General features: G+C 69.1%; 5 protein-coding genes and 2 pseudogenes. 4 read left to right on the top strand and 3 right to left on the bottom strand.

Translation table 11 applies throughout. The annotated features are described in order from the left end of the window. Positions 1–5: 5 nt before the first annotated feature. From G4Q83_RS01425 to G4Q83_RS01415, 3 genes and pseudogenes are all read left to right on the top strand, one after another. Positions 6–11,366, top strand: a complete 11,361-nt coding sequence (locus G4Q83_RS01425) for a hemagglutinin repeat-containing protein (RefSeq protein WP_185817317.1) — start codon at positions 6–8, stop codon at positions 11,364–11,366. Beyond that, positions 11,363–12,274: a hypothetical protein gene (locus G4Q83_RS01420; protein WP_246432236.1), complete on the top strand. Its 912-nt coding sequence runs from the start codon at positions 11,363–11,365 to the stop codon at positions 12,272–12,274. The genes G4Q83_RS01425 and G4Q83_RS01420 overlap by 4 nt, the downstream gene beginning before the upstream one ends. Next, a pseudogene (locus G4Q83_RS01415) lies at positions 12,250–13,491 on the top strand (hemagglutinin repeat-containing protein); the annotation flags it as partial. The gene G4Q83_RS01420 and the pseudogene G4Q83_RS01415, both read left to right, overlap by 25 nt. Before the next feature lie 77 nt (positions 13,492–13,568). Here the strand turns inward: G4Q83_RS01415 and G4Q83_RS01410 are convergent. After that, a complete protein-coding gene (locus G4Q83_RS01410) occupies positions 13,569–14,366 on the bottom strand; it encodes an SDR family NAD(P)-dependent oxidoreductase (protein WP_128421915.1) in 798 nt (265 codons plus the stop codon). A gap of 174 nt (positions 14,367–14,540) precedes the next feature. On the opposite strand from G4Q83_RS01410, the gene G4Q83_RS01405 reads away from it, so the two are divergent. Continuing rightward, positions 14,541–16,265 (top strand): IlvD/Edd family dehydratase, encoded by a 1,725-nt coding sequence (locus G4Q83_RS01405; protein WP_128421914.1) that lies wholly within the window; start codon positions 14,541–14,543, stop codon positions 16,263–16,265. Between the two features lie 363 nt (positions 16,266–16,628). Here G4Q83_RS01405 and G4Q83_RS22835 read toward each other — a convergent pair. Together G4Q83_RS22835 and G4Q83_RS01395 are read right to left on the bottom strand one after the other, a co-directional pair. Next, positions 16,629–17,030, bottom strand: a pseudogene (locus tag G4Q83_RS22835) (lytic transglycosylase domain-containing protein); the annotation flags it as partial. 4 nt (positions 17,031–17,034) lie between these two features. Then, complete coding sequence (locus tag G4Q83_RS01395; protein ID WP_146095426.1) at positions 17,035–18,021, bottom strand: hypothetical protein; 987 nt, start codon at positions 18,019–18,021, stop codon at positions 17,035–17,037. Positions 18,022–18,237: the final 216 nt, after the last annotated feature.

The raw sequence follows: 18,237 nt of genomic DNA, 5'->3' as shown, positions 1-18,237 counted from the left end.
GTGACATGAATCGTCTCTACCGTCTGGTCTTCAACCGCGCGCTGCGGGTCTGGCAGGTGGCCTCGGAACTGGCGCACGCCCCGGGCGCGAACGCCGGCGCCGGCGGCGCGGCGGTGGCGCCGCCGGCGATCGCCCCGCTGCGCATGGCGGTGTGGTGCGCGCTCGGCTGGGGCGCTGTGGTCGTCAGCGCCCAGGCGCAGTCGGCCGGGCGCCTGGTCGGCGATCGCGCCGCGCCCGGCAGCGAACGTCCGGCCGTGCTGACCGCGCCCAATGGCGTACCGCTGGTCAACGTCACCACGCCCTCGGCGGCCGGCGTGTCGCGCAACCGCTATGCGCAGTTCGACGTCGGCCGCGAAGGCGCCATCCTCAACAACGCGCGCGGGCAGGCCCAGACCCAGCTCGGCGGCTGGGTGCAGGGCAATCCGTGGCTGGCCACCGGCAGCGCCAAGGTGATCCTCAACGAGGTCAACGGCCCGGCCAGCCGGCTCAACGGCTACATCGAGGTGGCCGGTCAGCGCGCCGAGGTCGTCATCGCCAACCCGGCCGGCATCCAGGTCGACGGCGGCGGCTTCCTCAACGCCAGCCGGGTGACGCTGACCACCGGCACGCCGATCCTGGCGGGCGGGTCGCTGGAAGGCTACCGGGTGAGCGGTGGCGCGATCCGGATCGAAGGCGCCGGCCTGGACACCCGCCGTGCCGACTACACCGACCTGATCAGCCGCTCGCTGCAGGTCAACGCCGGGATCTGGGCCAATGGCTTGCAGGCCAGCCTGGGCAGCAACGAGGTCGGCGCCGACCAAGGCCGGGTCGCGGCACAGGCCGCCGCCGGCCCGGCGCCGGCGTTCGCGCTGGACGTCGGCGCGCTAGGCGGCATGTTCGCCAACAAGATCTGGCTGGTCGGCAACGAAAATGGGGTCGGCGTGCGCAACGCGGGCAACATCGGCGCGCAGGCTGGCGAACTGGTGGTGACGGTCGATGGCCGGCTCGAGAACACCGGCGCGCTGCAATCGCAGCAGGACACGCGCATCAGTGCCAGCGGCGGGATCGCCAACGCCGGCACGCTCAGTGCCGCGCGCGAATTGCGCGTGGCCACGGCGGCCGATCTGGACAATCGCGGTGGCAGCTTGAACGCGCAGCGGTTGCAGATCGACGCGACGGCACTGCGTAACCAGCGCGGCAGCATCGAGCAGACCGGCGTGCAGGCGCTCGGGTTGAGCGCAGGCAGCGCGAGCAATCGCGCAGAGGGCAGCATCGGCGCAGTGGGCACTGCTTCGACCGGTGCGGGCACCGCGCCCGCGACAGGCGGCAACAACGGAAGCGGAACTCCCGATAACAGTGGCAGCAATGGAGGAAGCGGCACCGTCACGCCTCCTGGAAACGGCCAAGCGCCGGTCGTCGCCCCGCTGGCGGCGGGCGTACTGAACATCGCCGGCCTACTGGACAACGATGGCGGCCGCATCGGTGGGGGCGGCGATGTATCGGTGTCGGTCGCCAATGGCCTGGACAACAGCGGCGGCCGGCTTGGCGTGGCCGCGCTGAGCGCGCGCGGCGATCTGCTCAACCGTGCCGGCACGCTCAACGTCTCTGGCGATGCCGACCTGCAGCTCGGTGCGCTGGCCAACGATGCAGGCCGCCTCAACGTGGCGAACGCGCTACGCCTGGACACCCAATCGCTGAGCAATCGCGGCGGCGAGCTGCGCCATGGCGGTCTTGGCGCAGCGACATGGCAAGTGCGCGGACTGCTGGACAACACACGCGGCGTGCTCTCCAGCAATGCGGCGGCACTGCAGCTCGCGGCGCGGTCCGTCGCCAACGCGGGCGGCCGCATCGAACACGCAGGCACGCAGGGGCTGGCACTGGCCGCGCAGGACTGGTCCGGTGCCGGCGGCAGCATCGCCACGCTGGGCGCGCTCAGCTGGCGCGCGGGCGCGGTCGAGCATCGCAATGCCGCGTTGAGCACCACGCAGTTGACCTTGCAGGCCGGCAATTTCGACAACCGCGGCGGCTCGCTGCTGTCGACCGGGCCGCAGGCGTCCACGCTGCAGGTCGGCGGGCGTCTGGACAACGGCGATGGCGGCACCATCGCCGGCAATGGCGACCTGAGCCTGCGCGCCGGCACGCTCGGCAATGCCGGTGGTCAGATTCAACACGCCGGCACCGGCCTGCTGAGCATCGCTGCCGACGCGCTCGAAGGACGCGGTGGCCGTCTGCGCAGCAACGGTGGATTGGCCGTGACCGGCGGCGGTGTCGATCTTGCCGATGGCACCACCTCCGCGCAGCAGATCCAGATTCAAGCCGACGCACTCACCACCGCCGGCGGCAACCTTGTCTCACTGGGAAATCAGGCGCTGCAACTGACGGTGCGCGATCGCCTGGACAACCGCGACGGCAGCCTCGCCAGCAATGCCGGCGTCCGCATCGAGGCCGGATCGCTCGACAACCAACGCGGCTCGGTGCTGGCGGCCGGTCGCGAACCTGCCAGCGTGATCGTGGGCGGCAGCCTGGACAACAGCGCCGGCACGATCTCCGGCAATGGTGCGGTGTCGCTGCAAGCCGGCGCCCTCATCAATCGCGGCGGCAGCGTCCTGGCCGCCAATGGCGCGGCATTGCAGGTCCGCGCAACCACCCTGCTGGACAACCGCCAAGGCGGCCGCGTTGCCACCAGCGGCGACCTCAGCGTGCGTGCGTCCACACTGGATAACCGTGCAGGCGCGATCGAACATGCTGGCAGCGGGATGCTGAGCATTGCCGCAGATACGCTACAAGGCGCGGGCGGCAAACTGCTCAGCCTGGGCGCGTTGCAACTGCGCGGCGGCGGCTTCGATCTGGGCGCAGGCAGCACCACCCAGGCCGAGCACATCGATATAGCCGCCGACAGCCTGCGCACCGCTGGCGGCAGCCTGAGCGCGACCGGCAACGACGCCTTGAACGTGCGCTTGCGCGGGACGCTGGACAACGACGGCGGCAGCATCGCCGGCAATGGCGCGCTCGCGCTGCGGGCCGCGGCGCTGTCCAACCGTGGCGGGACCCTCACCGCTGCCGGCAGCGCCGACAGCCGCATCGAGGTCACCGGGCCACTGGACAATGCCCGTGGCCGGATCGCCAGCAACGGCACCACGCTGCACGTCGGTGCAGATCACCTGATCAATGCGGAAGGCACGCTCAGCCACTCCGGGACACAGGGCCTGGAGATCGTGGCCGCACGCGTGGATGGCAGCAAGGGCACGATCGCCAGCACCGGCGCGCTGTCCTTGACGGCCACCGATGTCGATCACCGCCAGGCGAACATCGGCGCCGACCGCGTGGACCTGCAGGTGCAGACCCTGGACAACCGCGGCGGGCGCATCGTCGCCAGCGGCAACGGCGCCAGCAACATCCACGCCACCGTCTTGAACAACGCCGGTGGCACACTCGCCGGCAATGGCGACCTGGCGCTGAACAGCACGCTGCTCGACAACACCCAAGGCACGATCCAGCACGCCGGCAGCGGCCTGCTGCAGATCGACGCGCAGACACTGACCGGCAATGCCGGCAAGCTGATCAGCAACGGCACGCTGCGCGTGACCGGTCAGCGCACCGACCTGCGCAACGCCGCCACCTCGGCACGCACCATCACGGTCGACACCGGCACCCTCACCACCGCTGGCGGCCAACTGACCGCCAGCGGCGATCAGTTGCTCAGGCTCACCGTGGGCGGCACGCTGGACAACGCGGGCGGCAGCATCGGCGGCAACGGCCTGCTGGCGCTGACTGCGCGGACGCTGATCAATGCCCGGGGAACGTTGCAGGCCGCTGGCCGCGGACATTCGGCGCTGACCATCGCACAGGCGCTGCAAAACCAGCAAGGCAAGATCCTGCTCGCCGGCGCCGGCCGCATCGATGCGGCCGGCGTCGACAACCAGGCCGGCACGCTGCACGCGGCCGGCAGCGGCTTGCAGCTGGACGTCGATGGAGTGCTCGACAACCGCGCGCAGGGCGTCGTGTCCAGCGCCGGTGCACTCACCGTGGACGCCGGCACGCTCGACAACGCGGCCGGCACCGTCGTCGCCGGTACCGACCTCGCGATCGTCACCGACAACGCGATCGGCAACAACGGCGGAACCCTCCAGGCCACAAACGCACTGCGTCTGCAAGGCGCGGGGCTTTCCAACCGTGCCGGCAGCGTGATCGGCGGCAGTGCCGTGGTCGATACGCGCGCGCAGGCGCTGGACAACACCAGCGGCACCATCGGCAGCCAGGTCGGCACACTCGACATCCGCAGCGGCGCGCTCGACAACGCCGGCGGGCGCCTGCAGTCGCGGGCCGAGCTGCTGCTGCACACCAATGGCCAATCCATCACCAATACCGGCTCGGGCGCCAACGGCGGCATCCTGGCGGGCGGCCGCCTGCAAGTGGACGGTGGCGCCCTGGACAACCGCGGCGGCGCACTGTTCGCACAAGGCGATGCGCGCGTGGCGGTGGCCAGTGTCGACAACGGCGCGGCAGGTGCGTTGAGTGCAGCGGGCAACCTCGTCTTGACCGCTGCGGCGATGAACAACGCGGGCGGCCGGCTTCAGGGCGGCCAGAACCTGGACCTCACGCTGGGTGGCGCACTCGACAACCAGGCCGGCCTGGTGGCTGCTGGCCGCTTGCTGACCTTGAACGCATCCAGCGTGGACAACCGCAACACCCGTATCGACGGCGCCGCGCTCGGCCTGCAGGCAGGGCAACTGCAGTTGCAGGCGCAGACGCTGGACAACCGGCAAGGGCAGGTCGTCACCGACGGGGCGGCCAACCTGCAGTTGGTCTCGGGACTGGACAATGCCGGCGGCCAGATCTCGTCCGGCGGCAGCCTGGACATGCGTGCCGATACGGTCGCCAACGGCGCGGGCCTGCTGCGCTCGGACGGCAACCAGCGCCTCACCGCACGCAACCTGAGCGGCGACGGCCAGGTGCATTCGCAGAACAACCTCACCCTGACCCTGCGCGAGGGCCTGACCAACACCGGCCAGATGATCGCCAACGGCACGCTGGCCATCCACACCGATGGCGACCTCGGCAACCAGGGCATCCTGCGCGCGGGCAACATCGACCTGTCCGCACGCAACGTCGACAACGCCGCCAGCGGCGAGATCACCAGCCAGGGCGTCACCCATGTCCAGACCGGCGGCCAGTTGATCAACCGCGGCCTGATCGACGGCGCGGTCACCCATCTGCAAGCGGCAACCCTGGACAACGTCGGCACCGGGCGCATCTATGGCGACCATGTCGCGATCGCCGCCGGCACGCTGCAGAACCGTGCCGAGACCATCGCCGGCGCCACCCGTGTCGCCACCGTGGCCGCACGCGAGCGCCTGGACCTGGGCGTCGGCCAACTGACCAACACCGATCGCGGCCTGATCTACAGCGATGGCGATGCCGCCATCGGCGGGGCGCTGGACGAGCATCGCCGCGCGACCGGGGTGGCACGCCAGATCGACAATCTCGGCTCCACCATCGAGGTGGCCGGCGATCTCGACCTGCAAGCCACCGCGATCAACAACCTCCGCCAGAACGTGGTGGTCACCCAGACCACCACGACCCTGGCGCCGGTGCGCCTGGACCAGCCGAACTGGCGCCACAACGGCAAGAACGCCACCTCCAACATCCGCTCGACCAGCAACTACAGCGCGTGGGAGGTCTACTACCTCAGCCCCGAGGACATCCTGGAGGACACGCCCTACCTCACCCCCGACGGGTACAGCGTGCGGCGCGCGGTCATCCGGGTCACCCCCAAGACCAGCGCCTACCTGTTCGGACGCGGCGGCCTGTACAGCGCCAGCGGCGAGCGCACGCGGCTGGATCCGCGCACCGGCACGCTGACCGTCTACTACGTCGGCCGGCGGGACCGGCAGGCCAACCCCGACCAGGTCGGCGCCGGCGCCGGCGATCCGTTCGCCGAGCTCGCCAAGATCGAACCCGGCTCGCCCACATTCCGCTACGTCAGCGACACGCTGAGGTACTCCAACACCTACGGCACCTGCACCACCAACTGCGTGCAGTTGTGGGCACAGTTCACCTACACCGATCCCGACCGCATCCTCAGCAACCCGCAGGGCACCGGCGGCGGGGGACTCGGCGACAACGAACACCATCGCATGGCCACGCGCAGCGTGGTCGAAGACGTGCTGCAGCCCGGCGCGGGTCCCGAAGCGGTGATCCATGCCGGCGGCGCCATGCGCATCGGCACCGATGCCCTGCGCAACGCCTACGCGCGCATCGCCGCCGGCGGCGACCTGGCCATCGGCGGGCTCACCCGCCAGGCCAGCGTCACCAACCTCGCCTACACGCTCTTCAGGACCCACCACTTCAGCAACGTGTCCACGGCCTACAACGGCACCACGCGCCACTGGAGCAACCCGTCGATCTCCGAGCAGATCGGCCAGGTGGGCGGCGCCATCACCAGTGGCGGCACGCTGCGCATCGACGTGGGCGACCTGAGCAACCTCAACCAGGGCCGCGACGCACCCAACGTCCAGAATGGCGCAGCGCTCGCCAACCTCAACCTGCACGGACCGCAGACCGCGCCGACCGGCACCGGCGCAGGCGCTGTGCGTGGTCCGGGCGGCCTGGCGGCCAATGCCGCCGATCGCGCCATTGCCGCAGGCACGCAGGCGGCCAGCGGTGGCAGCACCGGTACCGTCGGCAGCGTCGGCAGCAGCGGCCCGGTCAGCGGCGCGCGCGTGGTGGAGGCGGCCGGCGGTTCACCGGATCGCATCGCCATGGGCACACCCGATACACGCGCCCCCACCGGCAGCCTGTTCACGGTGAGACCCTCTGGCGGCAGCTACCTGGTCGAGACCGACCCGCGCTTCACCGACCACAAGACCTGGCTGAGTTCGGACTATCTGCTCAACCAGATGGGCCATTCCGCCGACACCCTGCAAAAACGCCTGGGCGACGGCTACTACGAACAAAAACTGGTGCGCGAGCAGATCGGCCAGCTCACCGGGCGGCGCTTCCTGGAAGGCTACAAGAGCGACGAGGCGCAGTACCAGGCGCTGCTGGAGGCTGGGGCCACCGTCGGCAAGGCCTGGAACCTGCGCCCGGGCGTGGCGCTGAGCGCAGCGCAGATGGCGCAGCTGACCAGCGACATCGTCTGGCTGGTGGAGCAGACCATCCCCCTGCCCGACGGCCGCACCACCACCGCGCTGGTGCCGCAGGTGTACCTGCGCCTGCGCCCGGGCGACCTGGACAAGGGCGGCGCGCTGCTGGCCGGCGCCAAGGTCGACCTCGCCCTGGCCGGCGGCCTGGAGAACACCGGCACCATTGCCGGACGCCAGCGGGTGTCCATCGACGCCGGACGCATCGAACACCTGGGCGGCCGCATCAGCGGCGACCAGGTGGGGCTGCGCGCGGCCAGCGACATCCGCATCGAAGGCGCCACCGTCACCGCCGTCGACGCGTTGAGCGTCCAGGCAGCCGGCAACGTCACCGTCGCCTCCACCGTGGAAACACTCACCGGCGACCACCAGGTCGCCACCACCCAGCTCGAGCGCGTCGCCGGCCTGTACGTCACCGGCAGCCATGGCCATGGCGTGCTGTCGGTGGCGGCCGGCGGCGACGTCACCCTGCAGGCCGCGCAACTGCGCAACGCCGGCACCGACGGCGTGACCCAGCTCGTGGCGGGCAACAACCTCAACCTGAGCACGCAGACGCTCTCCCACAGCACCGACACCACCGCCAACGACCGCAACGTCCAGCGCAGCCGCGAGGTCACCCACCTCGGCACCACCGTGCAGGGCGCCGGCCGCGTGGTGCTGGCCGCCGGCAACGACCTGACCCTGACCGCCGCGCAGGTCAGCGCCGGCCAGGCCCTGGCCCTGCAGGCCGGGCGCGACCTCAACAGCGCGGCGGCAGTAGACAGCAGCTCACGCGAGCGCAGCACCGTCACCAAGCGCAACGCACTGGCCACCGCGACCTACGACGAGACCGTGCGCGGCACCCAGCTCGGCGCCGGCGGCGACATCGTCATGCAAGCCGGCCGCGACCTGAGCCTGGCCTCGACCGCCGCCGCCAGCCAGACCGGCGGCATCGCCCTGGCCGCCGGCCGCGACATCGCGCTGCTGGCCACGCAAGAGCAGCATGATGCGGTGGTGGACAAGGAAGTCCGCAAGAAGGAAGCGCTGTCCGGCAAGACCGTCACCACGCACGACGAAACGCACGACCGCCTGGCGATCACCGGCTCGCTCAGCGGCGAGCAAATCTCAGTTGCGGCAGGCAACGATCTGTTGTCGCAGGGCACCCAGATCGTCGGTACCGGCGATGTGGTGCTCGCGGCCGGCAACAACCTGACCCTTGAAACGGCACAGAGCACGCATAGCGAAGCGCACGACAAGAAGACCGTGAAAACCGGCCTGTTCGGCAGCGGCGGCATCGGCGTCACCCTCGGCAAGCAGACGGTCAAGACCGAGGCCGACATCGCCGATGTGAGCCACACCGGCACCACGGTCGGTAGCCTGGCGGGCAACGTCACCCTGATCGCCGGCAACACCCTGGCGATCACCGGCAGCGACGTGCTGGCCTTGCAGGGCGACCTCACCGCCAAGGCCAAGGACATCGCCATCACCGAAGTCCATAACACGTCCAGCTACGACCAGCGCACCGCGTTCAAGCAGGGCGGCCTGTCGGTCACCTTGAGTGCGGCCGCGCTCAACCTGGCCCAGGCCGCCGTGAGCAGTGCCGACGCCGGCAAGCAGGCCGCAGGCGACCCGCGCCTGCAGGCCCTGGCCGGTGCGTCTGCCGCCTACAGCGCCTATGGCGCCGGCCGGGCCGCCAGCAGCGCGTTGGCCTCCGGCAGCGCCCAGGGCGCCGCGCAAGCGGCCAATGTCAGCATCGCCGTCACCGTGGGCGGCAGCCAGAGCCAGAGCCAGACCCAGCAGCGCAGCTCCACCGCCAAGGGCTCCACCCTGCAGGCCGGCGGCAACGTCCACCTGATCGCCACCGGCGGCGGCCAGGACAGCAAACTCCTGGTACGCGGCAGCGACGTCAAGGCTGGCAACACCCTGCTGCTGGCCGCCGACCACGACATCACCCTGGAAGCGGCACAGAACACCGTCGAGCAGCACAGCACCAGCAAGAGCAAGAGCGCGGCAGTGGGCGTGGCGGTCACCTATGGTGCCGGCGGCGCCGCCGCCGGCCTCACCGCCAGCGCCAGCGGCGCCCACGGCAAGGCCGACGGCATGGAGGTCACCCAGCGCAACAGCCACCTGTCGGCAGGCCACGCCGCCACCATCATCAGCGGCCACGACACCACGCTCAAAGGCGCCGTCCTCTCCGCCGACACGGTGCGCGCCGCCATCGGCGGCGACCTGGCCATCCAGAGCCTGCAGGACACCCGCACCTACGCCAGCCAGGACAAAGCGGTCGGCGGCAGCGTGACCGTCGGGGCAGGCGTCAGCGGCAGCGCCAGCTACAGCAGCAACCAGGTCAACGGCGACTTTGCCAGCGTCACCGAGCAGAGCGGCATCCAGGCCGGCAAGGGCGGCTTCGACCTGCGCGTGGGCGGCAACACCGACCTGAAGGGCGGCGTGATCGCCAGCGCCCCGGCGGCGGTGGCGGCCGGCACCAACCGCCTGCAGACCGGCACGCTGACGGTCAGCGACATCACCAACACCAGCCGTTACGACGCCAACGGCATCAGCCTGTCGGGCGGCTACGCTGCCGGCGGCGGCAAGACGGGCGGCGAGAAGACCCAGACGCCGCCGACCACCAACAAGGGCAGCACCTGGTCCTGGCAGAACCAGGGCAGCGGCGCGCAAGGTGCGGGTGCCGGCTATGCTAGCAAGAGCGGCAGCGACACCGCGCTGACCACCAGCGGCATCAGCGGCGGCGCGGTGGCGATCACCGACCAGGCCGGGCAGCAGGCCAGGACCGGGCAAAGCGTCCAGGACACCCTGGCCGGATTGCACCGCGACGTGCTCACCGGCGATAGCGCCAACGGCCTGGTCAAGGGTTGGGACGGGCAGAAACTGCAGCAGCAAGTCAGTGCCGGGGCCGAGATCACTGCGACGTTTGGGCAGCAGGCGGGCAAGGCGGTGGGCGACTATGCCTCGCACAAGGCATCGCAACTGCGCGCGCAGGGCAACGCGGCGGAAGCCGCCAAGTGGGACGAGGGTGGCCAATACCGCGTCGCCGCGCACACGGCGATGGGGCTATTGGGCGGTGGCGTCCAGGGCGCGCTGGGTGCGGGCGCAGGCGCCTCCGCGGCGCGGGGGCTGGATGCGATCACCAAGGATTTGCCGGAAGGGGTAAAGCAAGCCGTCGGCGCAGGTCTAGCGGCGGGCCTGGGCGCGGTCGCCGGCGGCGCCGGGGGAGCGGCCGGTGCGTTCAACGAAGACACCAACAACCGGCAGCTGCATCAGGTCGAGATCGACTGGATCAATCAAAACGCCGAGGCATTCGCGAGCCAGGAGGGCATCAGCGTCGAAGACGCGAAGCGGCGTTTGACGGTTGAAGCGGCCGCGCAGGTCGATGCGACCATCGCCAAGCAGGTTGGCCGAGACACCGTCGACACGCAGGCGCTGTATTTCCTGCACGGCAATCACAGTAGTTACGATTGGGGACAGGCGTTTCGAGCCACGGACAAGGAGTACAACGACGTCCACCAGTTTGGGACGACGCTGGCAAGAAACCCGGCGCAGTTCAAGCAGGTCTACGACGCGCTCGGCTCGGCGGGATTGAGCAAGAACACATTGCAAGAGCTCTATCACCCTGAACTGCTGGCCTACGCGTCGGCCGGGATTGGCCGGGATGGCCAGGCCATCGTCGAAAGCTTTACCGGCGATATCGGGATGGGGATCGGTATCGCGCGTCAGCTTGCACAAGGCGACACCCAAGGCGCTGGCACCGATATTGCGCTTGCGGCGCTGCCGGCGATCGTCGCCAAACCGATCGGCTTGATCGTGCGTCCTGTGGTCAAAGCCGCGGGAGAGACGCTCTGGCTGAATGGCAAGGTCATCAGCGGCAGTTGGGCGAATGCGAAGAACGAACTGACATGGATCAATCCGTTGACGGGCGCCAGAGAGGTGGTGCCGGCCACGGCGAAGGTGCATGTTGATCATATCTTGCCGAAGAATGCGATTGGAGCGATCGACGGATTCAATGATTTGCCCAAGAGCCTCAAGAACGAAATATTGAACGATCCCGCAAATCTGCAACCGATGCTGGCATCGCCGAACTGCTCCAAGGGGTGTAAGGTGGAGGGCCTTGGAGAGGGATGGAGTACGTGGAATGGGAGGCCGGTGAGTGCGGAGTATAAGAAATACTTGGATGATTCTCAGGCTGCATTCAGAGGCAAGGTTAGGCGTATTGTTGCGCGATATCGTGCGGAAGGAGAGGTCAAGTGAAACGAGGTGTTGACGAAAATAGTGTGGATTGGGAAAAAATGGGAGTTTCCGCCATTGAGTTCAATGAGGCATTTAACGGGGGCAGGTATTCACGTATCAAGGACGTTCCGGAGGGCTACGATTTCTTAAAGGAAGTGAACAAAAAAGGCATTACAAACGATGACATCGCTGGAATGCTGTCGCGCGGGAAGGATTGGGTGCTGGATCCGCTAAAGCAACTTCAGCCACAGTCATATGCTGCTTTCCAGGAAGGCTCGGGGCCGCTGCTGCTTGGAATCATGCTCATCAAGGATCTGATGAATCCCGAAGAGCCGCGTATTCCAGTTACGGTCCTTTTTTTCGATATGCATGATCGTATGGTGGAAGTGTCTCCAACATTCCCCGGTGATACGTATGAGGATGGCAACGACAGCTTCGGTTCCCTGCTCAGCCTGCCCGATGGTCTGGCAAAGTCCTGGCTGTGGCGCACCGATGGCTGGCGCATCCCGGGGCGCGTGGGCGAAAGTTACCTGGCCAATCGTCAGCTGATCGGCCATCCGTCTTCCAAATGGAAGGATGCGGACAGCTACCTGGAGACGCTCGGCAAGGGCTGGAAAAAGAAGTGGCTGCCCAAGATCGTCGAGCTGTTTCCAGATGCGGTGGAAAAAAAGGATGGCATAAAAAGAATAAAGTTCAGGTGTTTCCTGGACACCAGACCCGTCGGCGTTGGCGGTCCTGTGGGAGACCAGTTCTTCGTCTGCTCCACACGTCGGGATCAGGTGGTTTACCATGTTCACGAGGGTGATATTGGTAACCTGCGGGTATTGCACGATCCAGTGGATGCGATCGATCGCTACTGCGCGCATGTGTTGCGGCGCAATCCCGGCCAATTCGATTTTAGCCAGTGGAGCGAAACATTCATCCCATAAGGTTCGACCCTGCGCCTGGAAGGCGCCGGCCTGTCCAACCGCGGCAGCGCGGTCGGCGGCACGGTCGCGGTCGACACCCGCGCGCAGGCGCTGAACAACGCCGGCGGCACCGCGGCGAACGGATCAGCGCCGTGGCCGGCCACGACCTGCTGGCGCAAGGTGCGCAACTCGTCGGCAGCGGCAACGTGGTGCTGGCCGCCGGCCACGACCTGACCCTGGCAACGGCGCAGAGCACGCACCGCGAGGAACACGACCAGCAGGTCAAGAAATCCGGCCTGTTCGGCAGCGGCGGCATCGGCGTCACCCTCGGCAAGCAGACGGTCAAGACCGAGGCCGACATCGCCGATGTGAGCCACACCGGCACCACGGTCGGTAGCCTGGAGGGCAACGTCGCCCTGGTCGCCGGCAACACGCTGGCGATCACCGGCAGCGACGTGCTGGCCTTGCAGGGCGACCTCACCGCCAAGGCCAAGGACATCGCCATCACCGAAGTGCATGACACGTCCAGCACCGACCAGCGCACCGCGTTCAAGCAAGGCGGCTTGTCGGTCACCTTGAGCGCGGGCGCGCTCAACCTGGCCCAGGCCGCCGTGCGCAGTGCCGACGCCGGCCGGCAGGCCGCAGGCGACCCGCGCCTGCAGGCTCTGGCCGGCGCCTCGGCGGCCTACAGCGCCTATGGCGCCGGCCGGGCCGCCAGCAGTGTCATGAACGCCGACACCGCCAAGGGTGCGGCGCAGGCGGCCAATGTCAACGTCGCCGTCACCGTGGGCGGCAGCCAGAGCCAGAGCGAGACCCAGCAGCGCAGCTCCACCGCCAAGGGCTCCACGTTGCAGGCCGGTGGCACCGTCAACCTGATCGCCACCGGCGGCGGCCAGGACAGCAAACTCCTGGTGCGCGGCAGCGACATCACCGCCGGCAACACCCTGCTGCTGGCCGCCGACCACGACATCACCCTGGAAGCGGCACAGAACACCGTCGAGCAGCACAGCACCAGCAAGAGCAAGAGCGCGGCAGTGGGCGTGGCGGTCACCTATGGTGCCGGCGGCGCCGCCGCCGGCCTCACCGCCAGCGCCAGCGGCGCCCACGGCAAGGCCGACGGCATGGAGGTCACCCAGCGCAACAGCCACCTGTCGGCAGGCCACGCCGCCACCATCATCAGCGGCCACGACACCACGCTCAAAGGCGCCGTCCTCTCCGCCGACACGGTGCGCGCCGCCATCGGCGGCGACCTCAACATCCAGAGCCTGCAGGACACCCGCACCTACGCCAGCAAAGACAAATTCGCCGCCGCCGCTCAGCTCCAGCCCGCGTCCACCACGAATTCCTGCGCAGTGATCGCGCGCGATTCGTCCGAGGCCAGGAACAGCGCCATGCGCGCGATGTCCTCGGGCATCACCTTGTCCGGCAGGCACTGGTTGCGCGCCAGTTCGCGCTCGCCGGCCTCGTCCAGCCACAGCGCGATCTGGCGCTCGGTCATCACCCAACCCGGAGTCAGCACGTTGATGCGGATCCGCGTCGCGCCCAGTTCGCGCGCCAAGCCGCGGGTCAGCCCGTTCACCGAGGACTTGGCGGTGGCGTAGACCGGATAGCCGCCGGTCTTGGTCTGCCAGCCGGTGGAACCGAGGTTGATGATCGAGCCGCCGCCGAGCCGCTGCATGCCCGGCACCGCCGCCTGGATGGCGAAGAACGCGGCGCGCTGGTTGATCGCCACGCGGTGATCCCAGTACGCCGGGGTCACCGCCTCCAGCGTATGCCGGTCGTCGCTGCCGACATTGTTGAGCAGCACGTGGAAATCGCCCAGCGCGGCAGCGGCCTCGCCCAGCGCCGCCTGCAGCGCGGGCACATCGGTGACGTCGCAGCGGCGCCACCACGGCCGGCCCAGGCCGGCCGCGGCCAGCCGCTCGGCCAGCGCCGCGCTGGCCTGTTCGGCGATGTCGATGAAGGCGACCTGCGCGCCCTGTCCGGCGAACGCCTCGACCAGGGCCGCGCCGATGCCCGAGCCGCCGCCGGTGATGAAGACGCGGCGCCCGTGCAGGCTGCCGTAGGTTGCATTGCCGGTGCGGGGAGGGGCCACACTTGCCGAGTTGTCCATAGCCGTTTCGCTCTAGGTGGAGAGGTATTCTACATACGAAAAAGAATATCTTTTGGCAGATATTTGTTATTTTTCATGTATCAATATGCCCGCTAGCATCGCCAACGTAAAGTCCCCGGGCCCGGTTGCGCAGGCACCGCTCCGGGCCGACCAGGACGCGAGGATTCCGCCAGCATGGGCTCACCCACCAAACCGGTCCGCCGCAGCCAGGCGTGGTTCGGGCGCGAAGGCAAGCAAGGGTTCTACTACCGCAGCTGGCTCAAGAGCGCAGGCCACCCGCACGACATGTTCGACGGGCGCCCGGTGATCGGCATCTGCAACACCTGGTCGGAGCTGACCCCGTGCAACGGCCACCTGCGCGAACTCGCCGAGCACGTGAAGCGCGGCGTCTACGAGGCCGGCGGGTTCCCACTGGAATTCCCGGTGATGTCGCTGGGCGAGACGCAAATGCGGCCCACCGCGATGCTGTTCCGCAACCTGGCCAGCATGGACGTGGAGGAGTCGATCCGCGCCAATCCGCTGGACGGCGTGGTGCTGCTGATGGGTTGCGACAAGACCACCCCCTCGCTGCTGATGGGCGCGGCCAGCGTGGACCTGCCGACCATCGGCCTGTCCGGCGGCCCGTCGCTGTCGGGCAACTGGCGCGGGCAGCCGCTGGGCTCGGGCACCGGCGTGATCCAGATGTCGGAGATGGTCCGCGCCGGCACCCTGACCCAGGACGAGTTCGTCGAGGCCGAAGCCTGCATGCAGCGCTCCAAGGGCAGCTGCATGACCATGGGCACCGCCTCGACCATGGCCAGCATGGTCGAAGCGCTGGGCCTGTCGCTGCCGGAGAGCGCGGCCATCCCCGCCGTCGATGCGCGCCGCGCGCGGCTGGCGCGGCTCAGCGGCCGGCGCATCGTGCAGATGGTCGAGGAGGACCTGCGCATGTCGCAGGTGCTGACCCGGCGCGCGTTCGAGAACGCGATCAAGGTCAACGCCGCGATCGGCGGCTCCACCAACGCGGTGATCCACCTGCTGGCCATCGCCGGGCGCCTGGGCGTGCCGCTGCGCCTGGACGACTGGGACCAACTGGGCTCGCGGCTGCCATGCCTGGTCAACCTGAAACCGTCCGGCCAGTACCTGATGGAAGACTTCTACTACGCCGGCGGGCTGCCGGCGGTGATGCGCGAACTCGGCGCCGAACTGGACCTGGACGCCCCCACCGTCAACGGCCGCACCCTCGGCCAGAACGTGGCGCAGGCGCCGTGCTGGAACCGCGAGGTGATCCATGCGCTGGACACCCCGTTCCGCGAACACGCCGGCATCGCCGTGCTGCGCGGCAACCTCGCCCCCGACGGCGCGGTGATCAAGCCCTCGGCCGCCTCGCCGCACCTGCTGCGGCACCGCGGCCGCGCGGTGGTGTTCGAGAGCATCGAGGACATGAAGGCGCGCATCGACGACGCGGCCCTGGACATCGACGCCGACTGCATCATGGTGCTGAAAAACTGCGGCCCGCGCGGCTACCCGGGCATGGCCGAGGTCGGCAACATGCCGCTGCCGCCGAAGCTGCTGCGCGCCGGCGTCACCGACATGGTGCGCATCTCCGACGCGCGCATGAGCGGCACCGCCTACGGCACCGTGGTCCTGCACGCCTCCCCCGAGGCCGCCACCGGCGGCGCCCTGGCGCTGGTGCGCGACGGCGACATCATCGAACTGGACGTGCCCGGGCGCTCGCTGCACCTGGAGGTCAGCGACGAGGAACTGCTGCGCCGGCGCAGCCAATGGACCCCGCTGCCGCCCCCCGAGCGCGGCTGGAGCAAGCTGTACGTGGAGCACGTGCAGCAGGCCCACCTGGGCGCCGACCTGGATTTCCTGGTCGGCGGCAGCGGCGACCGCGTGGGCCGCGATTCGCACTGAATCGCGCAGGCCATCGCCCGGCACTCACGCCGGCGGTGCATGCAGATGCGCTGCCTGCGGCACGGCGCGCAACCCCGGACATGGGTCCCGCCTGGCACCGCCGACCGCGGCAGCGGCGGTGGCCGACCGGCACGCTCAACATGCAGCGAGATCCGCAAACAGGCAGCGGTCGTCTTCGGGCGGTGGATGCTGCCGCAGCATGCGTTCGGCGATCTGCAGCGGATCGCCTGCCGCCGGCGCCCGGCGTGCCGCCGCCGGATGCGCTGCCGCGCCCGGCGGGCCGTCGGCACGCGCGGTGCGCCAATCCGGCGCTTGCGGCAGCGGTCCGGCCTGCTCGAAGCGCGCGAACCGCTTGTCCGATTCCAGGATCTGGCGCACCGAGCGTGCATAGCGGTCGCGCTCGCCCGGCGTTTCGGAGTGGTAGGCCCCGACCGCCGCCCAGCTATTGCCGTACTTGTTCATCATCTGTCGCAGATGCCAGGCCGCCACGTAGGCGCTGGCGCACGGATGCATCAGCTCACGCACGGACACGCCGTAGCGGGACAGGCGCGGCAGGTGGATCGAATTGATTTGCATCTGCCCGTAGTCCACGCTGCCGTTGGCATTGTGGTGTATCGCCTGCGGCCTGCCGCGCGATTCCTGCCATGCGATGGCCTTGAGCACACGGGCGTTGACCTGCTGGTAGTCCGCGGCCTGCTCGAAGCACCCTGCATGTGCCAGCGGCGTGGCGAACCAGACCACCAGCAAGACGACTGCGCCACGCATGCGGCTACGCCCTATGCAACGCCGCCGAACCGCCGCCGGCGACGGACAACGAGGCCACACCGGCAAGCACCTCCAGGCCGACGTGCCCTTCCTGGCCGGAATCGTCGTCGGCCGCGGTCAGCACGCTGTAGCCGCTGGCACCGCCGGCGATCGACGCTCCGCCGCCCGGCGCCAGCGCCGCGAGCAGCGGCGCGGAATCGCCAGTGGCCTGCGCCCCGGTCCCGGCCTGCTCCCCGGCGTCCGCGCGCGGCGACACCGCGCTGGAGCGGCCGGCGGCCGCCCTCTGCAACAACGGATCGACCACCGGCGCGGCCACGTCCTCGGCCACCGTCGAGGCCGTGTCCTTCAGCATCTGCATCGGCTTGCGCGCCAATGCGTCGCCGGCCACCGCGCTGAACTGCGCCAGCGGCGTGCCATGCAGCACGGAGCTGGCGACATTGGCCCCGACGCTCTCGGCCACGCCTTCCGGGGTCAGGCACATGCCCACGTTGAGCGCATCGCCGGCCACCGACAGACCGTCCTTGCCCAGCCGGTCGAAGTGCCCATGCACCACGTCGCCGGCGCAACGCAGGCCGCCGCTGACCACGCCTTCGCTGGAATCGACGAACTGGTTGACGGTCTGGTCCAGGCCGTCGCGCGTGTGGTCCACGACGCCCTTGGCGCATTGGGCGAGCTTGGTCAACCCCTTGCTCAAATGCGCATCGGCCAAGCTGCCCAGGGTGAGGTCGACCATCGCGGTGCCGGCGGTCAAGGCCAGCCTGGCCTCGGCCTTGACCGTATCGGCCACCGACTGCCCGGCCTTCCCCATCTGCTTCAGGGCATCCTTGAAATCCCCGTGCAATGCATCGTCGATGGCGCCGGCGCCATGCTCCACGACGCCTTCCACGCCTTTGGCCACATTCTTCGCGGCAGATTCGACATCGTGCGCGACCTCGTGCGCGGCATGGCTGATGCCATGCCCGATCTTCTTGAAGAAACTCGAAAAACTCATCGCAACGTCCTCGCATGTTGGGGCGGACCGGTCGCGGTCCGCGGCGTTGCGGTCGACTACGCCGCTGTCGTCCAACATAGGACGATGCACGCGCGCGGCGGCGGCGGCTTACGAACCAATCGCGTCATCCGCGAAGAAACAAGCGAGCGCATCGATTGCTCGCCGCCAGCGCTGCGGTTTCTTCGCTGGCGGCGGTCCAGCTTCGTTCGGTGGCCG

The sequence above is a fragment of the Xanthomonas theicola genome, from assembly GCF_014236795.1.
Lineage (GTDB): Bacteria > Pseudomonadota > Gammaproteobacteria > Xanthomonadales > Xanthomonadaceae > Xanthomonas_A > Xanthomonas_A theicola.
The sequence above is the reverse complement of the archived record's forward strand: the minus strand, read 5'-3'. Positions and strand labels throughout refer to the sequence as shown.